Genomic DNA, 26,288 nt, shown 5'->3' with positions numbered 1-26,288 from the left:
TCAGCTCCCAGGTCAGCTCATGGCGACGAGGCTGGCGTTGCCGCCGGCCGCCGCGGTGTTGACGCTGACCGACCGCTCGTTCAGCAGCAGGTCGAGGTCGTAGCCCTCGCCCCGCCCCGCCGCCAGTGCCTCGGCGGTCGCCGCCTGCACCAGCAGGATCGGGCCGGGCAGATCCGCGACGCGCCGGTTGATGGCGGTCACGCGCTCGCGGTCGCCCTCCACCAGAACCGCGGCGAGCGGCCCGACGTCGCGCCAATCCGCCGTGGTCCGCACCCGCGCGGCCAGCGCCGGGGGCAGGCCGCGCAGCAGCTCGGCCAGGTCCGGCGGGGCGTCCACCGCAGCGCTGTTGCCCGTCGCCAGGACCGCGCCGAGTTGGAGCAGCAGGCCCGTCCGCGTCTGCGGCAGCAGCAGGACGCGGCCCCGCCCATGCAGTTCATAGAGGTTGCGCTCGCCCACCGGGCCGTTCAACTCCGCGCCACCGCCGATGGCGCTGCGCGCCACGTAGCCGGCGCAGCGCGACGCCTCCGCCGTGAAGCCCTTGGCGCGCAGCCACTCGCCGTAGGCCAGCCCGGCCGCACGCGCCGCGTCCGGGCCGCGGAACTCCAGCCAGCCCTTGGGACGGCGGCTGAGCAGGCGGGAGAGGTAGAGCGGGCCGCCCGCCTTGGGGCCGGTGCCCGACAGGCCGTGGCCGCCGAAGGGCTGCACGCCGACCACCGCGCCGATGGTGTTCCGATTGACGTAGACGTTGCCCGCGCCGATCCGCCCGGTGACCCGCTCGATGGTCGCGTCGATGCGGGTGTGCAGGCCGAAGGTCAGGCCGTAGCCGGTGGCGTTGATGGAGTCGACCAGCGCGTCCAGATCGTCGCGGTGGAAGCGGACGACGTGCAGGACCGGGCCGAAGACCTCCCGCTCAAGCTCATGGATGCCGCCGATCTCGATCACGGTCGGGGCGATGAAGGTGCCGTCCGCCGTCTCGGCGGGCAGCGGCAGGAACTCCACATTGCGGCCCTTGGCGCGCATCGCCTCGATGTGGGCGGCGATGGTGGCGCGGGCCTCCTCGCTGATGACCGGGCCGACATCGACGGCCAGCCGGTCCGGGTTGCCGATGCGCAGCTCCCGCATGGCGCCCTTCAGCATGGCGAGCGTGCGGTCGGCCACGTCCTCCTGCAGGCAGAGGATGCGCAGGGCGGAGCAGCGCTGGCCGGCGCTGTCGAAGGCCGACGCGATCACGTCGCCGACCACCTGCTCGGCCAGGGCGGAGCTGTCCACGATCATGGCGTTCTGGCCGCCGGTCTCGGCGATCAACGGGATCGGCGCGCCGTCCGGCAGCAGGCGCCCGGCCAGCTGGCGCTGGATCAGCCGCGCCACCTCGGTGGAGCCGGTGAACATCACGCCGCGCACCGCCTCATGCCCGACCAGGGCGGCGCCGACTTCGCCCGCGCCGGGCAGAAGCTGGAGCGCCCCGGCGGGGATGCCCGCCGCGTGCAGGATGCGCACGGCCTCCGCGGCGATCAGCGGGGTTTCCTCGGCCGGCTTCGCCAGCACCGGGTTGCCGGCGGCCAGCGCCGCGGCGATCTGGCCGGAGAAGATGGCGAGCGGGAAGTTCCACGGGCTGATGCAGACCACCGGCCCCAGCGGGCGGTGGGTGGCGTTGTCGAAACGGTCGCGCACCTGCGCCCCGTAATAGCGCAGGAAGTCGATGGCCTCCCGCACCTCGGCGATGGCGTTGGGCAGCGACTTGCCGGCCTCGCGAACGATCAGGCCGAGCAGGGTCGGCATCCGCTCCTGCATGGTGTCGGCCGCACGGAACAGGCTGGCGGCGCGCTCCTCCGGCGGGGTGGCGGCCCAGGCGGAGGCCGCCGCGACGGCGTGGCCGAAGGCCTCCGCCACCAGGGCCTCGCTCGCCTCGGTCACCGAGCCCACCACGTCGCGGCGATCGGCCGGGTTGCGCACCGGCTGGGCCTGCCCCGCCCGCTCGCCGTCCGCCAGCAGCGGCGCGGCGGTCCAGGTCATTTCGGCGCTGGCCGACAAGGCGGCGGACAGGCGGGCCAGCTCCGTCTCGTCGGACAGGTCGATGCCGGCGGAATTCGCCCGCTCCGGCGCGTAGAGGTTTCGCGGCAGGGCGATCAGCGCGTGCGGCGCGCCCGTCGGGGCGATGGCCCTGGCGACCGCCACCGGGTCGGCGACCAGCTCATCGACCGGGACCGCCGGATCGGCGATGCGGTTGACGAAGGAGCTGTTGGCCCCGTTCTCCAGCAGGCGGCGGACCAGATAGGCCAGCAGCGTCTCGTGCGTGCCGACCGGCGCGTAGATGCGGCAGGGCCGCTTCAGCGGGCCGACGACCTCCTTGTAGAGCGGCTCGCCCATGCCGTGCAGGCACTGGAACTCGTACTTGCCGACCTGGAAGTCGCTGCCGGCCATCTCGTAGATGGTGGCGAGCGTCTGGGCGTTGTGGGTGGCGAACTGCGGGAACACCGCCTCCGGGGCGGCCAGCAGCTTGCGGGCGCAGGCGACGTAGGAGACGTCGGTGTAGACCTTGCGGGTGTAGACCGGGAAGTCGGGCAGCCCGTCGAGCTGGGCGCGCTTGATCTCGCTGTCCCAATAGGCGCCCTTGACCAGACGGATCATCAGCCGGTGGCCGCTGCGCCGCGCCAGATCGATCAGGAAGTCGATGACGTAGGGGCAGCGCTTGCCGTAGGCCTGGACGACGAAGCCGATGCCGTTCCAGCCCGCCAGATCCGGGTCGAAGCACAGCGACTCCATCAGGTCGAGCGACAGCTCCAGCCGGTCGGCCTCCTCGGCGTCGATGTTCAGGCCGATGTCGTAGCCCTTGGCGAGCAGCGCCAGCGCCTTCACGCGCGGCAGCAGCTCGTCCATCACCCGGTCGGCCTGGGCGCGCGAATAGCGCGGGTGGATCGCCGACAGCTTGATGGAGATGCCCGGCCCCTCATAGACGCCGCGCCCCGCCGACGCCGTGCCGATGGCGTGGATGGCGTTCACGTAGTCGGCGTAGTAGCGCGCGGCGTCTTCCGCCGTCAGCGCCGCCTCGCCCAGCATGTCGTAGGAGTAGCGGAAGCCCTCGGCCTCCATCGTGCGGGCGTTGGTCAACGCCTCCTGGATGGTCTGGCCGGTGACGAACTGCTCGCCCATCATGCGCATGGCGAAATCGACGCCGCGGCGGATCAACGGCTCTCCGCCGCGCGCGATCAGGCGCGTCAGGGCGGAGGACAGCGCCTGCTCGCCGCCCGCCGAGGTCAGCTTGCCGGTGATCAGCAGGCCCCAGGTGGCGGCGTTGACGAACATCGAGCCGCCCTTGCCGAGATGGGCCTGCCAGTCGCCCCCGGCGATCTTGTCGCGGATCAGCGCGTCCCGCGTGGCGTGGTCGGGGATGCGCAGCAGCGCCTCCGCCAGACACATCAGCGCCATGCCCTCCTGGCTGGACAGGCTGTATTCGTGGATCAGCCCTTCGACGCCGCGGCCCCGCGGCTTGGCGCGCAGGGCGGTGATCAGCTTGCGGGCGGTGGCCGCCGCCGCGGTGATGACGCCGGGCGGCAGCGACGCCTGCTCGAACAGGAAGGGCAGGCATTCCGGTTCGGGCCGGCGGTAGGCGGCGGTGATCGCGGCGCGCAGTTCGGTCGCCGGACGGATCGGCGGCGCGAAGTCCGCGAAGGGCGCCGCTTCGCCGGGGGCGGCGGACGGGGGGGCGGTCCGGGTGTCAATCGGGTTGGTCATGCTGTTCATCGGTGTCGTCTGCTCGAATCCGCAGGCCGGGGGCGAGCCGGTCCCTGATGGTGAAAAGGGGTGTGCTTCTCAGGCTTTCGGGCCGGTTCCGCCCAGTTCGGCGGCACGCTGGGCCGCCGCGCGCAGGGTCGCGTTCAACAGACTCTGGAGGTGGTCATCGGCCATCAGCTTGGAAAGGCCGGCCGCCGTGGTCCCGCCGGGCGAGGTCACGCCGGCGCGAAGCTCGGCCGCCGGCTGACCGGTGGCGCCCATCAGCGCGCCCGCCCCTTCGACCGTGGCGCGGGCCAGCCGTTCCGACACGTCGGCGGGCAGCCCCACCTCCACCCCGGCGCGGGTCAGGCATTCCACGAGATAGAAGACATAGGCGGGGCCGGAGCCGGACAGCGCCGTGGCGGCGTCGACCAGAGCCTCGTCGGCCAGCCACTCCAGGCTCCCGACCGCGGTCAGCAGGGACTCGGCGCGCGCCTTCCGATCCGCCGGGCAGCCCGCCTCGGCCACCGCGACGGTGGCGCCGCGCCCGACCGCCGCCGGAAGGTTCGGCATCGCCCGCACCACGCTGCCCGCCGCCGGGAACAGGCGGCGCAGGTCGGCCAGCGTCTTGCCCGCCATGATCGACAGCACCAGCGTGTGCGGCGCCAGAGTCGCCTGCACGCCCGCCGCGGCGCTCTCCACCATCTGCGGCTTGACCGCGACCACCAGGGTATCGACTGCGGCGGTATCGACCGCGGCGCCGTCCGCCGGTTTCAAACGGACGCCGGTCCGCGCGGCCAGTTCGACCAGATCCGGCGCGGGGCTGGGGTCGGCGACCGAAATGGCGGAGGCCGGCACGCCCTGCGCCAGCCAGCCGCGCAGCATGGCGCCGCCCATGCGTCCGGCACCCAGCAGAAGGATCGTGCCGCCGCCCGGCGCCGATCCGGCGCCATCCGTGGCATTGGGGCCAATATCGAAGGTCACGGTGTCTCTCACCCGATCCAATTCGTCTTTTTAAAACCGCAGCGTCCGCTTTGTTTTGCTTTTTCCACTGCGGCATCCGCAGACTATCGCGGAGTTCGTCGTGTCTCCACGGTTGTTTTTGCCTTAATGCCGCGATATCAACGGACAGAGGCGGCATGGAGCGTGAAAGTGACGGAACTTGATCGGACCGACCGGCGCATCCTGGCGATTTTGCAGATGGACGGGCGGATTTCCGCCGTGGATCTGGCGGAGCGGGTCGGCCTGTCGCCCACGACCGCCGGCGAGCGGATGCGGCGGTTGCTGAAGGACGGCTATGTGACGGGATTCACGGCGCGGCTCGATCCGCACCGGCTGGGCTTCGGGCTGATGGTGTTCGTCGAGGTGCTGCTCGACAAGACGACGCCCGACGTGTTCGACCGCTTCGCCCAGGCCATCCGACACGCGCCGGAGGTTCTGGAATGCCACATGGTGGCCGGCGGATTCGATTATCTGGTGAAGACGCGGGTGGCCGACATGGCGGCCTACCGGCGGTTTCTCGGAGATGTGCTGCTGTCGCTGCCCGGCGTCCGGGAAACCCGAACCTACGCGGTGATGGAGGAGGTCAAGAACGACGGCCCCCTCCCCCTCTGACTCACTTCGTATAAGTGGTCCGGTCAGGACACCCGAACGGGAGCCACCGGGCGGCGGGCCGGAAGAATGACCCGCACCGTGGCGTGCAGCGTGGCCATGCCCAGCACCGACAGCGCGGTCAGGAAGCCGGTCAGCAGAAGCGCCAGCACCAGAAAGACCATCGTCTCCATGTCACCTTCTCCTTAGCAATGCATGGAGGAAGGCTACGCCCGGACCGGTTCCGGCGGATTGACCCGAGTCAATGGATGGTCTGATTCCTGAGCCATCCCCTTTATTGTCCGCATCGCCGCCATCGTTGGCTGCGCACCGCTCATCCCGGCATCGCCGCCGCGATGGGTATCGACAAGACATTTCCCACCGGTTGTGACGCCGAATCACCCCGCCACCGGGGCGGATCGGCCTCACTGTGACCGGGATGTCACGCATTTGAGATTTATTATCCTAAAATCGTCCCATTTAAGGCCACAGCGAAGCGGCTAGTCTTAAGGGGTAAGCCAAAAGGCGAAAGCGTTAACCGAAAGGATGGGGACGCACCGACCGCGTGCCTGCCCCGCCGGCCACCAACCGCGGTGGCATCCCCACAAGGAAGAGAGTGCAGACCATGGACGATCTGGGTATCGACCTCCACCACCAGGATCTGACGGACCACACCAACTACGCCGGTGATCTCGGCGCCGACACGGCGCATTTGACCATCCGCGAGACCCCCGTGTCCACCGCCGATGCCTACGCGACGCCGACCTCCCTCCTCCAGGCGCAGGCCCTCCAGGCCGTGCAGCCGCTGGCCCTGGCCGATGCCTCCGCGACCGCCGACAACGCGACGAAGATCGTCATCAACGCCGCCGGTCATGTGGCGGGCGGCATCGCCCCGCACTTCAAGGTGATGGTGGACGGCAAGGTCATCGGCGAAGGCTCTGCCGGCACCGACGCCAAGGACTTCACCTTCAACGCCAACGTCACGGCGGATCAGGCCCACAAGATCCAGATCCAGTACGACAACGACGGCATGGCGAACGGCCAGGACCGCAACCTGATCGTCAACAAGATCACCATCAACGGCCACGCGCTCGACGCGGCCGACCCGTCGGTGACCTACGACAAGGGCGCGCTCGACGGCAAGGACGTGGTCAAGGGCCAGTCCGGCATGTGGTGGGACGGCACGCTGGTCGTCGCCGCGCCGAAGGACTTCTTCCCCGCCGCGACCGCCGAAGCGGTGACCGGCGCCACGAAGATCGTCGTCAACGCCGCCGGCAACGTGGCGGGCGGCGTCGCCCCGCACTTCAAGGTGATGGTGGACGGCAAGGTCATCGGCGAGGGTTCCGCCGGCACCGCCGCCAAGGACTACAGCTTCACTGCCGACATCGCCCCCGGTCAGGCCCACAAGGTCCAGATCCAGTACGACAACGATGGTTTCGTGAACGGTCAGGACCGCAACCTGATCGTCAACAAGATCACCATCAACGGCAACGCCGTCAATCCGACCGACGCCTCCGTCACCTATGACAAGGGCGCGCTCGACGGCAAGGACGTGGTCAAGGGCCAGTCCGGCATGTGGTGGGACGGCACGCTGGTCGTCGCCGCGCCGAAGGAGTTCTTCCCCTCCTCGACCACGACGCCCACGACGCCCACGACGCCCACTACCCCCACCACGCCGACCACCCCCACAACGCCGACGGCCCCGCCCGCCCCGTCGAACCCGGGCGGCGGCACGTCGGATTACCCGGCGACCCCGGCCTCGCAGGTCTTCTACATCGACGCGACGCACGGCAACGACAGCAACTCCGGCAACAACCCGAACCAGGCCTGGAAGTCGCTGGCCAAGGTGAACTCGACCAACTTCGCCGCCGGCTCGCTGGTCCTGTTCGAGCGCGGCGAGACCTGGACCGACAGCCTGCTGGTCTCGACCTCCGGCACCTCCGACAAGCCGATCATCTACGGCGCCTACGGCACCGGCGCCGATCCGATCATCAAGGCCAAGAGCGGCGCCAGCTTCGCGGTCAGCCTGAACAACAAGGACAACATCACGTTCGACAACCTGACGATGACGGGTTCGAACGACACCGGCCTGCTGCTCAACGGCGGCGCCAACAACGTGAAGGTCACCAACTCCCAGATCATCGACAACCGCGGTTCGGGCGTGGTGATCAGCGGGACCTCCAACAACCTGCGCATCGATCACTCCACGATCGACGGCAACGGCGGCTACGGTCTCGTCCACTACTCCGCCGACAACGCCAACCAGTACTTCACCAACAACATCATCAGCGACAACGGCTGGCGCACCGACGCGGTGTACTCGGGCTGGAACGGCCGCATCCTGAGCGGCGAGATCGCCGGCAACACGATCTTCAACAACGGCAGCGGCGGCGGCGACGGCCGGTCGCATGGCCTGTACCACGACCACAGCCAGGCCAACAGCACGCTGAAGATCCACGACAACGTGATCTACTCGAACCCGCGCGGCGCCGGCATCCTCGCCAAGTCGAGCACCGAGATCTACAACAACACGATCTACGGCAACTCGAACGTCGGCATCTCCCTCGGCCAGAACCAGACCACCAACGTCACCTACAAGATCTACGGCAACGAGATCTTCAACAACAACGGCGGCATCCTGGAGCACCTGAAGGGCAGCGGGTCGATCACGCTGAGCCTGTACGACAACACCTTCTACAACAACAACGGCCGTGCGGCGATCAACATCGCCGACAGCATCAAGCAGACGGTGACCAACAACACCATCTCCTCGGTCTCCAAGGCCAACCCGATCATCTGACGATCGGGGGTTCCGCCCCTTCGGCAACGTCCGCGCCCGGCCAGTCTCTGGCCGGGCGTTGGCGTGTCTGGAGAGACGTTTCGGAGCGGCGTGGCCGGGAGAGCGTTTCCAGCTTCCGCTCGCGACACAAAACGGCAATAATCGAAAGCACAGTCCCGCCGGCGGCTCTGCTTTCGCCTCTATTTCTTGTGCATCGCACAGCAAGGCCTGCCTCAGCGGAATGATGAAGGCCGGACGCCACCCCCGTTAGCCGCCTTTTCATGACGATCAGCCGTTATTTCTCCGCAGTGCGCGCGGCATCCCCCACTTTCTCCCAAATCGACCAAAGTGGCAGACGGCTTTCCCTTTGGGACGCTGCGAAGGGGATATTTATCTTGCACTTTATGTAGGTTTACCCGCCATCCGCCCTTTGATAGCGTCCACAGACCTATTCCGTGCCTATGCGTGCATCGGCACCGGCCGATACGACGGCCAGGGGTGTCCTAGTCCGGGATGCGGACCGGAGGGAAACCCCTACAGAACCGACCAGGAAAGGGACGAGACAGGGCAAGAACGGCACTGACAACGACGACAAGGACGGGACGGCTGGCGCCGCACAGGCGCCGGACCGACGGCCACCGGGGAAGGAACGCCGAAACCGCTTGCGCGCGCGTGCCGCGGAAGCGGGGCTCAAGGGCGGCACGCACACGCCTCCATTCCCAGGGCCGCGGTGTCCGTGGTCATGGCCATCGGTTGCCCCCTTCGCGGGGAAACACCCGATGGCCGGACCGCCGGACGCCGTCCGCGTCGCCACGACAAGAGGGGTGGAGACCAGGTATGAATCACGTGAGCGGACCGAGGGACGGTCGGGACACTCAATCGATCAGCGTGCTTATGGCCACCTACGCCGGCGAGAAGGCGGACAACCTTCAGGCCGCGCTGGAGAGCGTCTATACCCAGACGCTTCTCCCGCGCGAATGCGTGCTGGTGGTCGATGGACGGATCGGGGAGGAGCAGGAAAAGGTCATCGCCCGCTATCAGGCGTCCAACGCCTGCCGGCTTGTGGTGGTGCGGCGGCGCAACCAGGGGGGCTTGGCCCGCGCGCTGAACGACGGCCTGCAATATTGCACGGGCTATCTGGTGGCCCGCATGGACAGCGACGACATCTGCCTGCCCCACCGCTTCGAGACGCAGGCGCGCGCCTTCGCCGAGCAGGGGTCGCTAGACGCGTCCTTCTCCTGGCACGCGGAGTTCGAACAGGACCCCGGTGCCATCACCTGCGTGAAGCGCAGCCCGGAGACCCATGAGGAAATCAGCCAGGGCATGAAGTGGCACTGCGTCCTGTCGCACCCCACCATGATGGTGCGGCGACGGGCGCTGACCGCCATCGGCGGCTACCGCTCCTGCTTCGGCAATCTGGAGGACTACGACCTGTATGTCCGCCTGCTTCAGGCCGGGGCGCGCATGGAGACGGTGCAGGAGGCGCTGCTCCTCTTCCGCACCAGCATGGCCCAGCGCGTCCGGCGCGGCGGGTTGCGCTACGCCGTCAACGAATGGGCCTTCCGGGTGTGGTGCTGGCGGTCGGGCTTCCTGACCAATTCGGAATTCCTGGCGACGGCCTCGCTTCAGATCGGCTTCCGGCTGACCCCGCCGGGCCTGAAAAGGATGCTGTACCGCTTGGTCCGCACGCCGACCGAGGCGCAGGCCATGGCACGGATCCACACCGCCATGATGCAGCCCAAGCGCCTCGCTCCCGATGGCGCGGACGCTCTCTGACCCTCTGCCCTCTGACTCTTCCGCGGGAGGATTTGAATGAGCGTTGCCGACGTGATTTCCGGTGGCGGGTTGGGTCGGCGGCTCCGGTGGACGGACGCGCTGCGCAACCCGCTGGGGACCGCCTGCCATCACGCCTACGGCAGCCCGGTGCTGGCCGTCGTCTACCACGCCGTCTGCGACACGGTGCCGGACCATCTGAAGCACATCTACCGGCCACGCACGCCGAAGGAATTCACGGAGGATCTCGACTTCCTCCTGAAGCATTTCGAGCCGACGGACCTGCCCACCGTCACCGGGTCGGCCATGGGCGGACCGGAGATCCGCCGCCCGTCGCTGCTGGTCACCTTCGACGACGGCATGCGCGAGGTCGCGGAAGTCGCGATGCCGATCCTGCGCCGCAAGGGCATCCGTCCGGCGCTATACCTGAATCTGAACTTCCTCGACAACAAGACGCTCTTCTACCGGCACAAGGCGAGCCTTCTGGCGGAGCGGCTGAGCCGGCTGGCGGAGGCGGACCCCCGCCGCGCCGTCTGCGCCGCCACCCTGGCGCGGACGGGCGCCGTCGCCGCCAACCCCGCCGCGGGCGTCATGAAGGTGAGCTGGCACCAGCGCCCCGTGCTGGACGAGATCGCCACCGTCCTGGAGTTCGACACGGCCGGCTTCCTGGCGGACGAGAAGCCCTATCTGACCCGCGACGAGATCGCCGACCTGATGGCGGAGGGGGTGTCGATCGGCGCCCACGGCTTCGACCATCCCAACCACCGCCTGCTGACGCCGGAGCAGCGGAAGGAGGAGGTGACGGGCAGCGTCGCCGGCATCCGGGAGCTGTTCGGTCCCGGCTGCGGCTCCTTCGCCTTCCCCTATTCCGACGAGGGCCTGCCCGAGGCGCTGTTCGGGGAACTGTACGGCGATGGGGTCGACGTCACCTTCGGCACCTCCTGGCCGCGCCGCGGCGGTCCGCAGCGGCGGATTCAGCGGATCTGCTTCGAGAACGGTCCGGCCCCGGCGAAGCAGCAGCTGGTCAAGCGCCTGCTGCGCGGCGGTGCCGGCAACATGAAGCGCGCCCTGGCCGGATGAACGGTCTGGCCGGATAAGCGGTCCGGCCTATGGAAGGCTCCCTCCTCCGCCATGGGAGAGGGAGTTCTTGCTGTTGGCATAGGCATTACGGAAGAACGTTACTCAGCAATTCCAAAGAGAATGCCTATTCCTCCCTTCGAAATGCCCCCTTATCGTAGCCTGATCGCTTAAGCGTGATCCCTTTTCATTTCCCTTTATTTGTCCACGATGTAACACAAAATACCGCAGCAGGGACACGTTGCGGTTTTGATCGCCGGCCCCTCCGCTTATCAGGCCCCCCGCGAGGAGATCGCTATGATCGAGCAAGCCACGCCGGCCAGCACGAACCTGCTGGGTGGGGTTGCGGACGTCCTTCCGACGGACGCCGCTCCGAAGGCGACGGACCGCGCCGCTCCCCCGATGCTCGATCTCCAGCGGGCGGGATGGGCCTTGCTGTGCACCGGCTGCGCGCTGGCGGCCTGGGGCCTCGCCTATGCGCTGATCCGCGTCGCCCTGTAGGCCGCGCGAGTCAGCCCCATGGATTCCCTCCCCCCGCCTCCCCCCGCCATCGAGCGTCCCGCCCAGCCGTCGCTGCTCGTCAGCGCGCGCCGGAACGCCGCCCAGAACGCTGAGGATGCGCCGGTCTTCTACGTCGATGCCACGGACGGCGACGACCGCCGGTCGGGCCGCGGCCCGAAGGAGGCGTGGAAGTCGCTGGAGAAGGTGAACGCCACCGCCTTCCCGCCGGGAAGCCGCGTGCTGTTCGAGCGCGGGGAGAACTGGCGCGGCAGCCTCCTGGCCTCCTCCTCCGGCACGACCGACCGGCCGATCACCTACGGCGCCTATGGCAAGGGCGACGCCCCGGTGATCGACGCGCGGGGTTCCTCGGTCGCGGTCAGCCTGAACGGACGGACGAACGTCGCCTTCGACGGGCTGACGATCACCGGCGCGGCCGACACCGGCCTGCTGCTCGGCCCGCGGGCGCGCAACGTGTCGGTGACGAACGTGACGGTCGCGGGCAACGGCGGCTCCGGAATCGTCGTACAGGGCACGTCGGATAAGCTGCGGATCGACGGGTCGGCCATCACCGGCAACGGCGCCTATGGGATCGTGCATTACGCGGCGGACAACACCGACCAGGTCATTACGCGCAACACCATCGCCGACAACGGCTGGCGCAAGGACGGCGGCGTCTATTCCGGCTGGAACGGGCGCATCCTGACCGGCGAGATCGCCCACAACCGGGTCTTCAACAACGGCGTCAACGGCGGCGAAGGCCGCTCCCACGGCCTCTACCACGACCAGGGGCAGGCCGGCAGCAGGCTGAAGATCCACGACAACCTGATCCACGACAACCCGCGTGGCGCCGGCATCCTGGCGAAGTCCAGCACCGAGATTTACCGCAACGTCATCTTCCGCAACGCCGACGCGGGTCTCTCGCTCGGCCAGAACCGCGGGATCGACGTGACCTACCGGGTCTACGAGAACGAGTTCTACGACAACAACGGCGGCGTCCTGCAGCACCAGAAGGGCAACGGCTCGATCACGCTGGAACTGCGCGACAACCTCTTCCACCGCAACGGCAAGCGGGCCGCCATCATCATCGCCGACAGCATCGACAAGGCCGTCACCGGCAACCGGGTCAGCAACGACGCCAGAACAGAGGCCAAAACCGAAACCCGGACCGGGACCACCGCTAACCAACCATTGGCCAACCAACCATCGGCCAACCAACCATCGGGAGGACCTGTGCAGGAAGCATCCGGAATGCGGCCGGAATCCGTGCGCTGACCTTGGCCCCGACGTCCGCGGGCGAGCCGCGGGCCGGGCAAGGGACGGCGCGTTCGAACAAGGGGGGGCATGTGAGCACCAGCAGCAGCACCGTCGGTCAGTCGATCACCGACCGGCTGAAGAAAACCGTTTTCCGTTTCGACGCTTCCGACAAGGGGGAGTTGCGCGGCTTCCAGCGCAAGATGTTCGGGGAACGGGTCTGGCAGGTGGACGACGCCTACAACCGCTGGCTCTTCGACGAGGTGCCCGACCGGGACGCGGACGGGCCGCAAGTCTGGGTGTGCAAGCGGCAGGGACAGATCGTCGGCCAGCAATGCGGCATTCCCTTCCGCCTGAAGGCGCGGAACCGGGAAATCCCGGCCTCCTGGGCCAACAGCCTGATGGTCCTGCCGGAATGGCGGATGCGCGGCGCCTTCACGCCCCTGGCGGAAGCGCAGCTCGACAGCCGTCCTCTGGCGATGGCCATCCACATTTCCGATTCCGCCTACAAGGCCTACAGCAAGGCCGGCTGGATCGACATCGGCGCCCTGCCCGCCTACGTCTTCCCGCTGGACACGCGGCGCTGCCTGGAGGCGTCCTCGCTTCAGGGCCGCATGCGGACCATCGGGGCGATCGCCGGCCCGGCCCTGCACGGCGCACGGATCGGCGGTCATCTGCTGAGCCGGGCGACCGGCGCGCGGTTCGAGGAGATCGGGCGGTTCGACGGGCGGGCCGACGCCATCTGGCAGCGCGCCTCCCCGCATTACCCGCTGATCGCGTTGCGCGACCTGACGCATCTGCGCTGGCGCTACGACGCGATTCCCTGCGCCTCGGACTACCGTCGCTTCATCCTGTCGCGTGGGGACGAGCCGCTGGGCTATGTGGTCCTGCGCCGTGAGACCTGGCGCAAGGAGCCCTGCCTCGCCGTCGTGGATTACCTGTGCGAGCCGAAGTGGCTGTGGGTCCTGCTGAGCCACACGCTGCGCATCGCCGCGACGGAGCGCGCGACCGCGCTGATCTGCCGGACGCTGAACACGCGGGCGGAGCGGACCTTCCTCGCCATGGGCATGATGAAGGTGCCGGACCGCGTCGGCTTCCCGGTGCGGGTGATGGCGCATGCCGGGCCGGACGCCGGGGTCGATCGGGAGGAGTTCGCCGACCGCGGCAACTGGCTGCTGACCATGGGCGACGGCGACGCCAGCTTCCTGATGCACAACACGCTGCCCGAGCCCGCCGGGCTGCAACCGGAGGGAGTCGCCGTCCAGGGATGACCGCGGTGCGAAGGAGCCGTCCGGCCGCCGACGCGCCGGTCCGGCTCCTTTCGTCTATTCAGTCCGTGGTTACTCAAAAGGGGTTAATAGAGCACCTTTCGGGATGGTCATCCCGAAAGTCTCACAAGAAAGATAACCCGGTCAACTGACGGTAGTTCGGCCTTTTACGACGTTTACGGCTGCCACTTTTTCTATCACGATTGCTGGGTGCTTAGACAAAGCAGCCTAATGTATTCGGTGAGAGGAAACGCCGATCGATCAATCTTATGAACAGCAAAAGCCAAGGCCCGATGTCAGAACCGGACCTTGGCTTCGGTTTTGTGTCGGTAAATTTGATCTCTGCAATACATCGCGAATAACGGTGAAACCTCTACGAACAAGAGAGTCGGAAAAGGAGACGTCTTATGTCGAGCAATGAGTTTGCCGACCTGTTGGTGAGCGGGGGTTCGGTCGGCACGTCCGGCATTCCGGAAGCTCTGGCGACGCTGGAGTCGAAGATCGCGGCGGGGACCGCCAGCGTCGGCGTCATCGGCCTGGGTTACGTCGGCCTGCCTCTGGCGCGGCTGTTCGCGCGGGCCGGCTTCTCGGTGACGGGCTTCGACATCGATCCGGAAAAGGTCGCCAGCCTCAACGGCGGCACCTCCTACATCGGCACCGTGTCGACCGACGAGGTCCGCGGAATGCTGGAGGAGGGCCGCTTCACGGCCACGGCGAACTTCCAGTCGCTGGCCGACATGGACGCCATCGTCATCTGCGTGCCGACGCCGCTGACCCGCAACCGCGAACCGGACATGAGCTGCATTGAGGTCACCACCCGGCAGATCGCCCAGGTGCTGCGCCCCGGCCAGTTGATCGTCCTCGAGTCGACCACCTACCCCGGCACGACGCGCGAGGTGGTGCGCCCGATCCTGGAGAAGACCGGCCTCAACAGCGGCACGGACTTCCTGCTGGCCTTCTCGCCGGAGCGCGAGGATCCCGGCAACGAGACCTTCACCACCGCCCGCATCCCGAAGATCGTCGGCGGCGAGGACCCCAACGCCCTGCGCATCGCCTGCTCGATGTACGGCCGCGCGCTGGAGCGCGTGATCCCGGTCTCGTCGCTGGAAGCCGCCGAGGCGGTGAAGCTGACCGAGAACATCTTCCGCTGCGTCAACATCGCGCTCGTCAACGAGCTGAAGGTCGTCTACGACGCGATGGGCATCGACGTCTGGGAAGTGATCGAGGGCGCCAAGACCAAGCCCTTCGGCTACATGCCCTTCTATCCCGGCCCCGGCCTGGGCGGCCACTGCATCCCGATCGACCCCTTCTACCTGACCTGGAAGGCCCGCGAGTTCGACGTCGCCACGCGCTTCATCGAGCTGGCCGGCGAGATCAACACCCGCATGCCGCATTACGTGGTGGAGCGGTTGTCCCAGGCCATGGACTCCAAGCTCGGCCGCGCGCTGCGCGGGTCGCGCATCCTCGTTCTGGGCGTCGCCTACAAGAAGAACATCGAGGACATGCGTGAAAGCCCGGCGCTGAAGATCATCGATCTTCTCCAGGACCGCGGCTGCGAGGTCTTCTACTACGACCCGCATGTGCCGGAGCTTCCGGAGACGCGCCGTCTCGCCCGTATGGCCGGCACGCCGTCGGTCGCGCTGGAGGAAATCCAGGACGGCGCCTTCGACGCCGCGATCTTGTGCACCGACCACGACTCCTTCGATCTGAAGGCCTTCCTGGAGGGGCTGCCGCTGATCGTCGACACCCGCAACGCCTTCGGCAAGGCGGGCATCGTCGACGAGAAGATCGTGAAGGGCTGACCGCCGGCCTGGACCCTAACCGACCGATCCTCAGGAGAATGGGATGGCCGCGTACACTCATGTAGACGGAGCCCTGGGGTCCGAAGCCAGCACCCGGGAGGTCGCGCTCCGCGACCTCCTCCAGGTGCTGCGCCGGCGCCGGAGCACGATCATCGCCAGCGTCCTGTGCTGCACCGCGCTGGCCACCACCGGTGCCCTGCTCTATGAGCCGCGGTTCACCAGCCAGGCCGTGCTCATCATCGACCCGCGCACGACGGAGGTCACGGACATCAACGCCGTGATCTCCAACCTCCCGCGCGAGGCGGCGGCGATCCGGACCGAAATCGACATGATCACCTCCAGCGCCACCGCCGCCAAGGTGGTGGACCGGCTGGGGCTGGTCCATGACCCGGAGTTCAACGGCGCCATCGAGCGGCCTTCGGCCATCGACCGGGCCATCGCCGGGATCAACGACACCATCGGCTACGACCTGTCGCCGCTGCAGCAGCAGATCACCGGCTATCTGAACTCCGCCGGAATTGGCGTGAAGGAGCCGACGACTGCGGAGAAGGAGCGCGCCGCGGTCATCGCGGACGTTCGACGCGGCCTGTCGGCGACCAGCGACGCGCAGTCCTACACCATCGTCGTCTCCTTCAAGGCGAAGGAGGCCGACAAGGCGGCGCGCATCGCCAACGCCTTCGTCGACGAGTATCTGCTCGACCAGCTCCAGACGAAGCAGGAGGTCACCCAGCAGGCCAACAAGTGGCTGGAGGACCGCATCAACGAGCTGCGCGCCCAGGTCGAGGTGTCGGACAAGGCGGTGCAGGACTACCGCGCGCAGCAGGGCCTCGTGCTCGGCAGCGCCGGCGGCGAGACCTTCCTGTCGCAGCAGCTGGCCGAGCTGAACCGCGCCCTGGTCGTCGCCCAGACGGAGCGCGGCCGGGCGGAGGCGCGGGCGCAGAACGCCCGGATCGTCGCGCGCAGCCCGACGGAGGGCAACGCGGCCGAGGTGCTCGGCTCGCCGCTGATCCAGCGGCTGGGCGAGGAGGAATCGGGCATCGCGCGGCGGCTCGCCGAATACCGCACCCGCTACGGCGACCAGCATCCGGCGGTGCAGGCCTACGTCAACCAGTTGACGAACCTGCGCCAGAAGATGCGCGAGGAAGCCACCAAGATCATGGCGGTCATCAACAACGAGGTCGAGATCGCCCGCGCCCGCGAGCGCGAGCTTGAGGCCGCGTTGAAGAAGCTGACCGCCGAGACCGCGGGCGAGCTGGGCGCCAACGTCCGTCTGGCCCAGTTGCAGCGCGAGGCCGACGCCAACCGCCGCGTCTATGAAGGGCTGCTCCAGCGTCTCGTCGAAACGCGCGAACAGGACGACCTTCAGCAGCGCGACGCCCGCGTCGTGTCCAAGGCGGAGCCGCCGCTGGAGCCGTCGACGCCGGGCAAGAAGCTGTTCGTCGGCGGCGGTCTGGCCGTGGGCCTGCTGATCGGCATGTTCCTGGCCTTCCTGCGCGATCATCTGAACAAGACCTTCCGCAACACCCAGCATGTGGAGGAGACGATCGGCGTGCCGGCCATCGGGCTGGTGCCGTCCCTGCCGCATCACAAGAACGCCAAGCCGGAAGACTATGTCCTCGACCGTCCGCGGTCGGAGTACAGCGAGGCGGTGCGCGCCATCGGCGTGTCGCTCTACGCCCGCGGCGCCCTGAACACCGGCTCCGTGGTGATGGTCACCTCCGCCGTTCCGGGCGAGGGCAAGACCACCGTCTGCCTGACCCTGGCGCGCATGCTGGCGGCGTCCGGCCGGCGGGTCCTGCTTCTGGAATGCGACCTGCGCTGCCCGCGCATCGGGAACGTGCTGGGCGACAACGCCCCGGGCGACCTGAGCGACCTGATCGTCGGCAAGGCGGAATGGCAGGACGTGGTCCAGGTGGACGGCCGCAGCGGGCTGCACTACGTCGTCGGCCGCCCGCATTGCGACCACCCGCAGGAGCTTCTGGGCTCGGAGAAGCTGGCGAGCATCATCAAGTTCGCCTCGCTCGAATACGACTGCGTCATCCTCGACACCCCGCCGATGGCGGTCGTGGCGGACGCGGGCGTGCTGACCCGGACGGCGACGGAATGCCTGTTCGTGGTGCGCTGGGAGCAGACGCCACGCGCCGTCGTCCAGCGGGCCATCGACCGGCTGACCGAGCTGGGCCGCGACGTGACCAGCGTCGTGCTGAGCCGGGTGGACCTGAAGAAGCTGGCCCGCACCGACGCGTCGGAAGAGGCCTACGGCATGAACGAGGCGCGTCGCTACTACACGCGCTGATGGGCAAATCCCCTCTCCCCTCTGGGGAGAGGGTTAGGGTGAGGGGGATGTGCGTGTCGGACCGTCCGGCAAAAGCGCAACCCCCTCACCCTCCCCACCGCTGATGCGGTGGGTCCCCTCCCTCTCCCCGGAGGGGAGAGGGGTTAAAGGGTTCATCGGGGGAACAGGATGAGTGCAACGCCATTTCCGCGAAACCGAGCCGCTCTGGCGGCGGCGCCCGCTGCGGACGCGCCGCCCGCCCGGCCACGGACGCCGCTCCTGCGCAGCGCCGCCGATCTCACGCCCAGCCTGTTCGATCAGGTGGTGTGCGCGATCGGCCTGATCCTGCTGTGGGACGCGCTGCTGTCGGTGATGATGTCCGCGCCCTCGCAGCGCTTCATCCTGCGCGCGGGCGGCGCGCCGGAATCCTCCGGCGACACCATCAAGCAGCTCATCTTCGCCGGCCTCTACGCCACGGCCCTGCTGCGGATCGTCATGCTCCACGGCGTGCGGGCCTTCCGCTATCTCAGCATTCCCATGGCCCTCATGGTGGTGCTGGCCATCGCGTCCAGCCAGTGGTCGCATGACCCGTCGCTGACCATCCGCCGCAGCGTGGCCCTGGTCGGCACGACCATCTTCGGCCTCTATGTCGGCCTGTCCTACGGCGAGGTCGCGCTGGCCCGGCTGATCCACCGCGCGGTCTTCGTGCTGGCGGTGCTGAGCGCGCTGCTGGCGGTCGGCCTGCCGAGCTACGGCCTGATGCCGGCGGAGCAGGGATCCCAGTGGCGCGGCGTCTTCTCCCACAAGAACGGCCTGGGCGACGCCATGGCCTTCGGCCTGACCGCCGGGCTGTTCGTCCTGCGCTCCCGCCCGGTGACCGACACCATGGCGCTGGTCTGGCGTCTGGGCACCTTCGCCATCATGGCCGGCTGTCTCGCCATGTCCGGCTCCGCCACGGCACTGATCGTCGCCATGGCCGGCATGACCCTGGTGATGCTGGTCACCCACCGGCAGGACGCCGGGTCGCTGGCGCTGGAGCTGTACGGCGGCACTATGGTCATCATGCTGGCCGCCATCTTCGCCCTGCTGAACCTGGAAAGCATCGTCGCGCTGCTCGGCCGTGACATCACGCTGACCGGGCGCACGCTGATCTGGGACTTCGCTTTCCGGATGATCGAGCAGCAGCCGGTGCTGGGCTACGGCTTCAGCGCCTTTTGGTCGGGGCTGGACGCGCCGGGCGCGCTGTTCTGGCGCACCTCGGGCCGCTTCGACATCCACGCCCACAACGGTTTCATCCAGACGACGCTGGACGTCGGCCTGCTCGGCCTCGGCCTCTTCCTGGTGGCCTATGTGATCTACCTGTCGCGGATCGCCCGGATTGTCCCGGTCGACCGCAGCGGGGCGGCGCGCTGGCACATCGTCTTCGCCATGATGCTCCTGCTGGGCAACGTCGCGGAAAGCAGCCTGCTGATCCAGAACGGCCTGCTGTGGTTCCTCTTCACCGCCTTCCAGACGCGGCTGGCCAAGACGGTCCACGCCCACGCCCTGACCCCGCGTCCGGCGGCGGGACGGCGGCCCAAGCTGCGGAACGGCATCCCGGTTGCGGAGTCGCGGTCATGATGTCGAGCGGCTTCGCCTTCTTCGCGACCCGGATCGCCGTCGGCATCCTGGGCTTCGCGGCGGTCGCGGTCTTCTCGCGCATCGTCACGCCGGAGGCCTACGGCCATTACGCCCTGGTGATGGCGGCGGCGGCGGCGATCAACGCCTGCGGCTTCTCCTGGATGGGCCTGTTCGTCCTGCGCAAGTGCGGCGGCGACGCGGCGGAGCGGGACGCCTGGCTCTCCACCGTGGTCACCGCCTTCCTGGTGGTGGCCTGCGGGGTGCTCGCCATCCTGGGCGCGGTGGTGGCCTTCTATCCAGGCATGAACGGCATCGACTATGTGCTGTATCTGCCGGTCATCGCGATCCTGATCTCCTGGTTCGACCTGTCGATCCAGATGTCGCGGGCGCGGCTGAAGGGCTCGGTTTTCGCGGCCAAGTCCTTCGCCAAGGCGCTGTTCGGGCTGGCGCTCGGCTCCGCCTTCGTGCTGATCGGCTGGAAGGAGGAGGGGCTGCTGCTCGGCACCAGCATCGGCTTCCTGCTGGTCACCGCGATCTGGCTGCGCTCCGACCTCAAGGGCATCTCGCTGCGCTGGCCGGCGCGGGAGCGGGTCGGCCTCCTGCTGACCTTCGGCGGCCCGCTGATGCTGAGCCTGATGGTCGGCTGGGCGCTCGATTTCGCCGACCGCTTCCTGATCTACTGGTTCATCGGCGAGGCGGCGGCCGGTGCCTACGCCATGGCCTTCGACCTCGCCAAGCAGCCGATCATGCTGGTGGCCTCGGCGGCCTCGCTGGTCACGCTGCCGATGGCGTCGCGCGCCTTCGACAGCGCCGGTCCGCGCGCCGCGCGGCCGATCATGGCGCAGAACCTGACGATCCTGCTGCTGGTCTGCCTGCCCCTGGTGCTCATGGAGGTCATCTCCGCCCAGGGCATCGTCGGGCTGCTGCTCGGCGAGGCATACCGCGAGACCGGTGCGGCGATCATGCCGCTCGTCGCCCTGTCGGTCTTCATCAGCATCCTGCGCATCTATCACTTCGACCTGTCGCTGCACCTGACCAAGAAGACCGGCTACATCCTGAAGCTGACCATGCTGACGGCGGTGCTGAACATCGGCGCCAACCTGTTCCTGATCCCCCGCTTCGGGGTGATCGGGGCGGCCTACGGCTCGCTGGCGGCGCAGCTCGGCTGGGTGGTGGCCGCGGTCATCCTGATGCCGCGCGCCGGCGTGCTGGCGGTGCCGGTGAAGGATCTTCTGAAGGTGACCACCGCCGCCCTGCTCTTCGCCGCCGGGCTGAAGATCGCGGCGATGGAAAGCGACCTGCTGCTCGTCCAGCTCGCCCCGGCGGGCAGCCTCTATCTGCTGGCCCTGGCCGTGCTCAATCCCGCCAACCTGATGGGTCAGGTGCGGATCGCGCTGGCCCGGCTGAAACGCACCCGATCCCCGGCATGAACACCATGAACAGGCGTGAGGAAGGAACAGGCACCATGTCGAAAAAGCTGGTGGTTTGCGTGTGCACCTACCGCAGGCCGAAGGATCTTCACCGCACGCTGCTGTCGCTGGAGGGGCTGACCTTCAACCCAGACGCCCCGCTGGACGTCGAAGTGCTGGTGGTGGACAACGACCCGGCGCGCTCCGCCGAACCGCTGTGCCGCGAGATGGCGCAGGACTGGCGCTTCCCCATCCGCTACGCGGCGGAGCCGGTGCCGGGCATTCCCGCCGCCCGCAACCGCTGCCTGGACGAGACCACGGATGCCGACCTGATCGCCTTCATCGACGACGACGAGGTGGCGAGCCCCGGTTGGCTGGATTGGCTGGTGACGGCCATGGAGCGCACCGGCGCCGCCGTGGTCGCCGGCCCGGTCCTGCCGATCTACGAGAAGCGTCCGCCCGATTGGCTGACCAAGGGGCGCTTCCACGACCTGCAGCGCATGCCCACGGGCAGCGAGCCGGCCTATTGCGCGACCGGAAACGTGCTGTTCCGCCGCTCCATCCTGAAGGGCGGCGTGCGCTTCGATCCGGAGCTGAGCCTGTCCGGCGGCAGCGACGTTCTGTTCTTCGAGCAGATCCGGCGCCAGGGCCACCGCATCGTCTGGTGCGATGAGGCGACCATCGAGGAGCATGTGCCGGCCAGCCGCATGACCGCGCGCTGGATTCTGCGCCGCGCCTTCCGGCTCGGCACCTGCGTGTCGCTGACCGAGGCCAAGCTGAACGGCCAGCGCCGCACGCTGGTGAAGCGCTCCACGCTGGGCCTCGCGCACATCGCGCTGAACATTGCCGCCCTGCCGCTGGTGCCGATGGTGATGGCCTTCGACACGAGCTGGCCGATCCGCCGGCTCCAGAAGATCTGCGTCGGCAGCGGCTATCTCTACGGCCTGATGGGCTTCCAATATCTGGAGTACAAGCGATGAAGGACGTTGAGGTGAACGGCGGAAAGGCGAAGGGCGGGACGGCGGAAGCCCCGCCCGTCACCGTCAGCGCGGTCATCCCGACGCGCAACCGCCCGCATCTCGTGCTGAACGCCGTCGAAAGCGTGCGCGCCCAGACGCTCAAGGACGTCGAGATCGTCGTCGTCGTCGACGGGCCGGACCCGGCGACCGTCGCGGCGCTGGAGGCGGTGGAGGACCGCCGCCTGCGCATCGTGCAGAACCCGGCCTCGCTCGGCCCCGCGGGGGCGCGCAACGCTGGCGTGCAGGCGGCGCTCGGCGAGTGGATCGCTTTCCTGGACGACGACGATTCCTGGGCGCCGGAGAAGCTGGAACGGCAGCTCGCCGCCGCCAAGGCGTCGGGCGCCAAGTTGCCGGTGGTCTCCTGCAGCACCAGCGTCAGCATCGGCGAGCGCCGCTACGTCTGGCCGCAACGCCGGCCGGAGCCGGGCGAGCCGATCAGCGACTACCTGATCGACCGCCGCAGCCCGCTGTCCCGCCCCGGCTATCTCGCCACCCCGACGATCATGGTGCCGCGCTCGCTGGCGCTTGCCGTGCCGATGCCCGACTACCGGCATTTCGAGGATTGGGGCTGGCTGTTCCGCGCGCTGGATCAACCCGGCGCGGAGCTGGTCTTCGTCGACGAGCCGCTGTGCTTCGTGGAGATCGACGAGGGGCGCGCCTCGCTGCATTCGGTGGACGACTGGCGCCAGGCCTTCGAATGGGCGCGCACGCACCGTCCGCTGATGACCGGCAACGCCTACGCCGCCTTCCTGATGACCAAGGTCGTCGGCATGGCCCGCCGCGAGGGCGACTGGAACGCCGTCCGCCGTTTGCTGGCCGAGGCAACCCGGGCGGGCGATCCGAAGATGCGGCATTACCTGATGTTCTTCGGGACCTGCGTGGTGCCGCCGTCCTTCCACCGCCGGGTGCGCGCGGCGACCCATTCGGACGCCGCGACGGCGTGAGGTGCCAGGGCGGGCGAAGTTTTGCCCCCACCCCGGCCCTCCCCCGCTTCGCAGGGGAGGGAGAATTGGTCCCCTCCCCTGCGTCAGCGGGGGAGGGTTAGGGTGGGGGCAAGCGCTCCCCTCCCCCTCTTCACATCACCACGGCCAGCAGCAGCGGCAGCGTCAGGAACGACAGCGCCGTGGAGCCCAGCACCATCCCGGCGACCTCCTGCGGCGCGTTGTTGTAGCGCAGCGCCCAGAGGTAGTTGAACACCGCCACCGGCATGGTGCTTTCCAGCAGCACGACGCCGCGCATCGCGCCCTCCAGGCCCAGCACCTCGACCACCGCCAGCCCGGCGGTGAAGCCGAGCAGCAGGCGCAGCGCCGACATGGCCAGCGACCGCAGCATCCCCTGCATCCGCAGCCCCGCCAGCGCCACCCCCAGCGAGAACAGCATCAGCGGCACCGCGCAGTTGCCGAGCAGCGTCGTCGTGTTGGTCACCCATTGCGGCGGCTGGACGCCGGTCAACAGGACCAGCACGGCCAGCGCGACCGCGTAGATCACCGGGGTGCGCAGCACCTGCTTGGCGTCCGTGCGCCCCGCCGCCAGGGCCGGGCCGATGGTGAACTGGAGGACGGCGAGCGTCGCGAAGAACAGCACCGCCAGCCCCATCCCGGTCTCCCCGAAGGCGAACAGGCAGACGGGAATGCCCATGTTGCCGCCGTTGGGAAAGCTGAGCGCCGGCAGATAGACGCGCAGCGGCAAGCGGCTGGCCAGCAGGATCGGCGTCGCCATCAGCCCGGCCAGCGCCATGCTGCCGACCGAGGCCGCCGCCATGGTCAGCAGATCGTCCCCGCCCAGCGTCAGGCGGGCCAGCGAGGAGAAGACCAGACAGGGGGTGGAGACGTTGATCGCGAAGGTGGTGATGAAGGCGCTGTCGTAGGGCAGCTTAGCGCGGCTCCAGCCGAAGCCGAGGGCGGCGATGAGGAACACCGGCACGACGACGGCGGCGATGCTGGACAGGGGGGCGAACAGGTCCATGGTCAGCGCGCAGCCCGCGTGTTGGCGGCGTGGAACCAGCCCAGCCCGTCCTCGGTCCGGGCGCGGGGCCGGTATTCGCAGCCGATGAAGCCGCGGTAGCCGGTGTCGGCCAGAACCTCGAACAGATAGGGATAGTTGACCTCGCCGCGGTCGGGCTCCTGCCGATCCGGGACGCCGGCGATCTGCACATGGGCGGTGAGATCGGCGTTGGCCCGGATGCGGGTGGCGAGATCGCCCTCGCTGATCTGGCAATGGTAGAGATCGAACTGGAGCTTCAGGTTCGGTGCCCCCACCGTTTCGATCACCCGACGGGCCAGCGCGGTGCCGTTCATCAGATAGCCGGGCATGTCGCGGTTGTTGATCGGCTCCACCAGCAGCGTCAACCCCGCCTCCGCACAGGTCGCCGCGGCATGGCTCAGATTGCCGGTGTAGGTCGCCAGCGCCGCATCCCGCTCCAGCCCCTCCGGCGGGATGCCGGCCATGCAGTGCAGCAGCCGGTTGCCCAGCGCCTTGGCGTAGACGATGGCGGTCGCCACACCCTCGCGGAACTCCGCCTCGCGGCCGGGCAGGCTCGCGATGCCGCGCTCCCCCGCCGCCCAGTCGCCGGGGGGCAGGTTGAACAGCGCCTGGGTCAGCCCATGGGCGCCCAGCGCCTCCTTGATCCGCTCCGCCGGGGTATCGTAGGGGAACAGGAACTCCACGGCGTCGAAGCCGGCCGCCGCCGCGGCGCCGAACCGCTCCAGGAAGGGCCGCTCGGTGAACATCATGGACAGGTTGGCGGCGAACCTCATGGCGTCCGTCCCCCGGTTCTTATCGGCATGGTCCCCTCCCGCGTCGTCTGGGCCGCCGTGGCGGCTGGTTGCTCCGACAATGCAGCAGGCGGACGGTCCGGACAATCGCCGGCCTATGCCGCACACGCTTGTCAGGTGACCGCCCATACCGGTTGCGCGAGATTGCGGGTGACACGCACAGTGCACGGCCCTTGCCGCAGCCGGACCCGACGGATGATGAAGCGACTCGCCGCCACCGCCCTGACCCTCCTTCTGGCCGCCCTGGGTGGCGGGCTGTTCGCCTTGGCGGGGCTGCCCGCGGCGTGGCTGATGGGGGCGATGACCGCGGTGGCCGGCGGGGGCCTCGCCGGAATGAAACTCCGCCTGCCCTCCCCGCTCGGCACCGCCGCCTTCGTGCTGCTGGGCATCTCCATGGGCGCCGGGGTGACACCCGACACGCTGCACCAGATGGCCTCCTGGCCGCTCAGCATGGCGCTGCTCGCGGGATCGGTGATGGCCTGCCTTTACGCCTGCTCGGCTTGGCTGGAGCGGGTGCACCGCTGGGACCCGGCGACCGCGCGCTACGCCGCCGTTCCCGGCGCGCTGGGCGCCGTCCTGGTGCTGGCGGCCGAGAGCCGGGCCGACCTGCCGCGGGTCGCGCTGGCGCAGAGCTTGCGGTTGTTCGTCCTGGTCGCCGCCATGCCCTGGTTGTTGGATCTGGTGTCGTCCACGCCGGGTCTGCCGCCTCGCCCTGCCCTATCCGACCCGGCGGACGCCCTGCCCGAACTGGCGTTGCTGATCGGGGCCAGCGCCCTGGCCGGGCTGCTGTTCCAGAAGCTGCGCGTGCCCGGCGGCGTGCTGCTCGGCGCCATGCTGGGAAGCGCGCTGCTGCACGGCAGCGGCCTCGTCGACCACCGCCTGCCGAACTGGCTGCTGAACGCGGGCTTCGTGGTGACGGGGGCGTTGATCGGGTCGCGCTTCGCCGGGGTCACGCTGGCCTCCCTGCGGGCGGCGCTGCGCCCATCGCTGGAAAGCGTGGCGCTGGCGCTCGTCCTGTCCTCCATCTTCGCCTGGGCGGGAGGCTGGCTGCTCGGGCTGCCCTTCGGCCAGCTCTGGCTCGCCTACGCGCCGGGCGGGGTGGAGGCGATGACCATCGTGGCCTTCGTGCTCGGCCTCGACACCGCCTTCGTCGGCACGCACCACGTCGTGCGCTTCGCCGGGCTGGGCTTCTTGGCCCGCTGGTGGCAGCCCCGCCGCGGCTGAACGGACGCCTTACAGCCCGTCGAAGAGAAGCTGCGCCGGCGGCTCGGCCTTGCGCTTTTTCTTCTTCTCCTTGGGCGCCTTTTCCGCCGCTGGTTTGTCCTGCGCCGCCTTCTCCTCGGCCACCGCATCCTGGGCGTCCGGGTTCAGGGCCATCTCAACCCGCTCCAGGGGAGCCGGTTCGGGCACGGGCGCTTCCGGGGCCGCCTCGACCGGCT

19 protein-coding genes are annotated in these 26,288 nt (G+C 68.7%); 14 read left to right on the top strand and 5 right to left on the bottom strand.

Annotated elements, in window-relative coordinates; translation table 11 throughout:
• Nucleotides 1–12: 12 nt before the first annotated feature.
• Together putA and proC are read right to left on the bottom strand one after the other, a co-directional pair.
• Nucleotides 13–3,741, bottom strand: coding sequence for a trifunctional transcriptional regulator/proline dehydrogenase/L-glutamate gamma-semialdehyde dehydrogenase (putA, locus tag Sp245p_RS27215; RefSeq protein ID WP_014242018.1), 3,729 nt, complete (start codon nt 3,739–3,741; stop codon nt 13–15).
• 69 nt (nt 3,742–3,810) lie between these two features.
• On the bottom strand, nt 3,811–4,695 hold the full coding sequence (proC, locus tag Sp245p_RS27210; RefSeq protein ID WP_246119823.1) for a pyrroline-5-carboxylate reductase: 885 nt from the start codon (nt 4,693–4,695) through the stop codon (nt 3,811–3,813).
• 126 nt (nt 4,696–4,821) lie between these two features.
• On the opposite strand from proC, the gene Sp245p_RS27205 reads away from it, so the two are divergent.
• The gene (locus tag Sp245p_RS27205) at nt 4,822–5,325 is read left to right on the top strand and encodes an Lrp/AsnC ligand binding domain-containing protein (RefSeq protein WP_082188267.1); all 504 of its coding nucleotides are present in this window, start codon (nt 4,822–4,824) and stop codon (nt 5,323–5,325) included.
• A gap of 23 nt (nt 5,326–5,348) precedes the next feature.
• Here Sp245p_RS27205 and Sp245p_RS35200 read toward each other — a convergent pair whose 3' ends face one another.
• A complete protein-coding gene (locus Sp245p_RS35200; protein WP_014242013.1) occupies nt 5,349–5,495 on the bottom strand; it encodes a hypothetical protein in 147 nt (48 codons plus the stop codon).
• A gap of 431 nt (nt 5,496–5,926) precedes the next feature.
• Between Sp245p_RS35200 and Sp245p_RS27195 the strand changes: the two genes are divergently transcribed.
• The 12 genes from Sp245p_RS27195 to Sp245p_RS27140 all read left to right on the top strand — a co-directional run bounded on the left by Sp245p_RS27195 (nt 5,927) and on the right by Sp245p_RS27140 (nt 23,019).
• Nucleotides 5,927–8,101 carry a carbohydrate-binding domain-containing protein gene (locus Sp245p_RS27195; RefSeq protein WP_014242012.1) on the top strand — a complete coding sequence of 725 codons (2,175 nt, stop codon included), beginning with the start codon at nt 5,927–5,929 and terminating at the stop codon, nt 8,099–8,101.
• 873 nt (nt 8,102–8,974) lie between these two features.
• Nucleotides 8,975–9,856, top strand: a complete 882-nt coding sequence (locus Sp245p_RS27190; RefSeq protein WP_014242011.1) for a glycosyltransferase — start codon at nt 8,975–8,977, stop codon at nt 9,854–9,856.
• A 36-nt stretch (nt 9,857–9,892) separates the two neighbouring features.
• Nucleotides 9,893–10,933 (top strand): polysaccharide deacetylase family protein, encoded by a 1,041-nt coding sequence (locus tag Sp245p_RS27185; RefSeq protein WP_014242010.1) that lies wholly within the window; start codon nt 9,893–9,895, stop codon nt 10,931–10,933.
• Nucleotides 10,934–11,227: 294 nt separating this feature from the next.
• Complete coding sequence (locus Sp245p_RS27180; protein WP_014242009.1) at nt 11,228–11,431, top strand: hypothetical protein; 204 nt, start codon at nt 11,228–11,230, stop codon at nt 11,429–11,431.
• Nucleotides 11,432–11,449: 18 nt separating this feature from the next.
• Complete coding sequence (locus Sp245p_RS27175; RefSeq protein ID WP_014242008.1) at nt 11,450–12,703, top strand: right-handed parallel beta-helix repeat-containing protein; 1,254 nt, start codon at nt 11,450–11,452, stop codon at nt 12,701–12,703.
• A gap of 71 nt (nt 12,704–12,774) precedes the next feature.
• On the top strand, nt 12,775–13,953 hold the full coding sequence (locus Sp245p_RS27170) for a GNAT family N-acetyltransferase (RefSeq protein ID WP_014242007.1): 1,179 nt from the start codon (nt 12,775–12,777) through the stop codon (nt 13,951–13,953).
• A gap of 404 nt (nt 13,954–14,357) precedes the next feature.
• Nucleotides 14,358–15,752, top strand: coding sequence for a nucleotide sugar dehydrogenase (locus Sp245p_RS27165; protein WP_014242005.1), 1,395 nt, complete (start codon nt 14,358–14,360; stop codon nt 15,750–15,752).
• A gap of 43 nt (nt 15,753–15,795) precedes the next feature.
• Nucleotides 15,796–18,048 carry a GumC family protein gene (locus Sp245p_RS27160; RefSeq protein WP_014242004.1) on the top strand — a complete coding sequence of 751 codons (2,253 nt, stop codon included), beginning with the start codon at nt 15,796–15,798 and terminating at the stop codon, nt 18,046–18,048.
• 168 nt (nt 18,049–18,216) lie between these two features.
• Complete coding sequence (locus Sp245p_RS27155) at nt 18,217–19,647, top strand: O-antigen ligase family protein (protein ID WP_014242002.1); 1,431 nt, start codon at nt 18,217–18,219, stop codon at nt 19,645–19,647.
• Nucleotides 19,644–21,077 carry a lipopolysaccharide biosynthesis protein gene (locus tag Sp245p_RS27150; protein WP_014242001.1) on the top strand — a complete coding sequence of 478 codons (1,434 nt, stop codon included), beginning with the start codon at nt 19,644–19,646 and terminating at the stop codon, nt 21,075–21,077. The genes Sp245p_RS27155 and Sp245p_RS27150 overlap by 4 nt, the downstream gene beginning before the upstream one ends.
• Nucleotides 21,078–21,112: 35 nt before the next feature.
• Entirely contained in the window at nt 21,113–22,036 is a 924-nt protein-coding gene (locus Sp245p_RS27145) for a glycosyltransferase family 2 protein (protein WP_014242000.1), read from the top strand.
• Nucleotides 22,033–23,019 carry a glycosyltransferase family 2 protein gene (locus tag Sp245p_RS27140; RefSeq protein WP_014241999.1) on the top strand — a complete coding sequence of 329 codons (987 nt, stop codon included), beginning with the start codon at nt 22,033–22,035 and terminating at the stop codon, nt 23,017–23,019. Before Sp245p_RS27145 ends, Sp245p_RS27140 begins: the two co-directional genes overlap by 4 nt.
• A gap of 130 nt (nt 23,020–23,149) precedes the next feature.
• On the opposite strand, the gene Sp245p_RS27135 is transcribed toward Sp245p_RS27140, so the two are convergent.
• Both Sp245p_RS27135 and otnI read right to left on the bottom strand, forming a co-directional pair.
• Entirely contained in the window at nt 23,150–24,040 is an 891-nt protein-coding gene (locus Sp245p_RS27135) for an AEC family transporter (protein ID WP_014241998.1), read from the bottom strand.
• 2 nt (nt 24,041–24,042) lie between these two features.
• Nucleotides 24,043–24,831, bottom strand: a complete 789-nt coding sequence (gene otnI, locus Sp245p_RS27130; protein ID WP_014241997.1) for a 2-oxo-tetronate isomerase — start codon at nt 24,829–24,831, stop codon at nt 24,043–24,045.
• A 213-nt stretch (nt 24,832–25,044) separates the two neighbouring features.
• Here otnI and Sp245p_RS27125 point away from each other — a divergent pair, with 213 nt between their 5' ends.
• Complete coding sequence (locus Sp245p_RS27125) at nt 25,045–26,073, top strand: AbrB family transcriptional regulator (RefSeq protein ID WP_014241996.1); 1,029 nt, start codon at nt 25,045–25,047, stop codon at nt 26,071–26,073.
• Nucleotides 26,074–26,288: the final 215 nt, after the last annotated feature.

The sequence above is a fragment of the Azospirillum baldaniorum genome, assembly GCF_003119195.2.
Taxonomy (GTDB): domain Bacteria; phylum Pseudomonadota; class Alphaproteobacteria; order Azospirillales; family Azospirillaceae; genus Azospirillum; species Azospirillum baldaniorum.
Note: the sequence above shows the minus strand (reverse complement) of the source record. Positions and strands in the feature narration are given on the sequence as shown.

Coding starts and splice junctions, on each gene's coding strand:
- Sp245p_RS27135 (WP_014241998.1), bottom strand. CDS start 24,040: ATGGACCTGTTCGCCCCCCTGTCCAGCATCGCCGCCGTCGTCGTGCCG.
- Sp245p_RS35200 (WP_014242013.1), bottom strand. CDS start 5,495: ATGGAGACGATGGTCTTTCTGGTGCTGGCGCTTCTGCTGACCGGCTTC.
- Sp245p_RS27125 (WP_014241996.1), top strand. CDS start 25,045: ATGATGAAGCGACTCGCCGCCACCGCCCTGACCCTCCTTCTGGCCGCC.
- putA (WP_014242018.1), bottom strand. CDS start 3,741: ATGAACAGCATGACCAACCCGATTGACACCCGGACCGCCCCCCCGTCC.
- Sp245p_RS27185 (WP_014242010.1), top strand. CDS start 9,893: ATGAGCGTTGCCGACGTGATTTCCGGTGGCGGGTTGGGTCGGCGGCTC.
- Sp245p_RS27195 (WP_014242012.1), top strand. CDS start 5,927: ATGGACGATCTGGGTATCGACCTCCACCACCAGGATCTGACGGACCAC.
- Sp245p_RS27145 (WP_014242000.1), top strand. CDS start 21,113: ATGTCGAAAAAGCTGGTGGTTTGCGTGTGCACCTACCGCAGGCCGAAG.
- Sp245p_RS27150 (WP_014242001.1), top strand. CDS start 19,644: ATGATGTCGAGCGGCTTCGCCTTCTTCGCGACCCGGATCGCCGTCGGC.
- otnI (WP_014241997.1), bottom strand. CDS start 24,831: ATGAGGTTCGCCGCCAACCTGTCCATGATGTTCACCGAGCGGCCCTTC.
- Sp245p_RS27165 (WP_014242005.1), top strand. CDS start 14,358: ATGTCGAGCAATGAGTTTGCCGACCTGTTGGTGAGCGGGGGTTCGGTC.
- Sp245p_RS27175 (WP_014242008.1), top strand. CDS start 11,450: ATGGATTCCCTCCCCCCGCCTCCCCCCGCCATCGAGCGTCCCGCCCAG.
- Sp245p_RS27155 (WP_014242002.1), top strand. CDS start 18,217: ATGAGTGCAACGCCATTTCCGCGAAACCGAGCCGCTCTGGCGGCGGCG.
- Sp245p_RS27140 (WP_014241999.1), top strand. CDS start 22,033: ATGAAGGACGTTGAGGTGAACGGCGGAAAGGCGAAGGGCGGGACGGCG.
- Sp245p_RS27190 (WP_014242011.1), top strand. CDS start 8,975: ATGGCCACCTACGCCGGCGAGAAGGCGGACAACCTTCAGGCCGCGCTG.
- Sp245p_RS27160 (WP_014242004.1), top strand. CDS start 15,796: ATGGCCGCGTACACTCATGTAGACGGAGCCCTGGGGTCCGAAGCCAGC.
- Sp245p_RS27180 (WP_014242009.1), top strand. CDS start 11,228: ATGATCGAGCAAGCCACGCCGGCCAGCACGAACCTGCTGGGTGGGGTT.
- Sp245p_RS27205 (WP_082188267.1), top strand. CDS start 4,822: ATGCCGCGATATCAACGGACAGAGGCGGCATGGAGCGTGAAAGTGACG.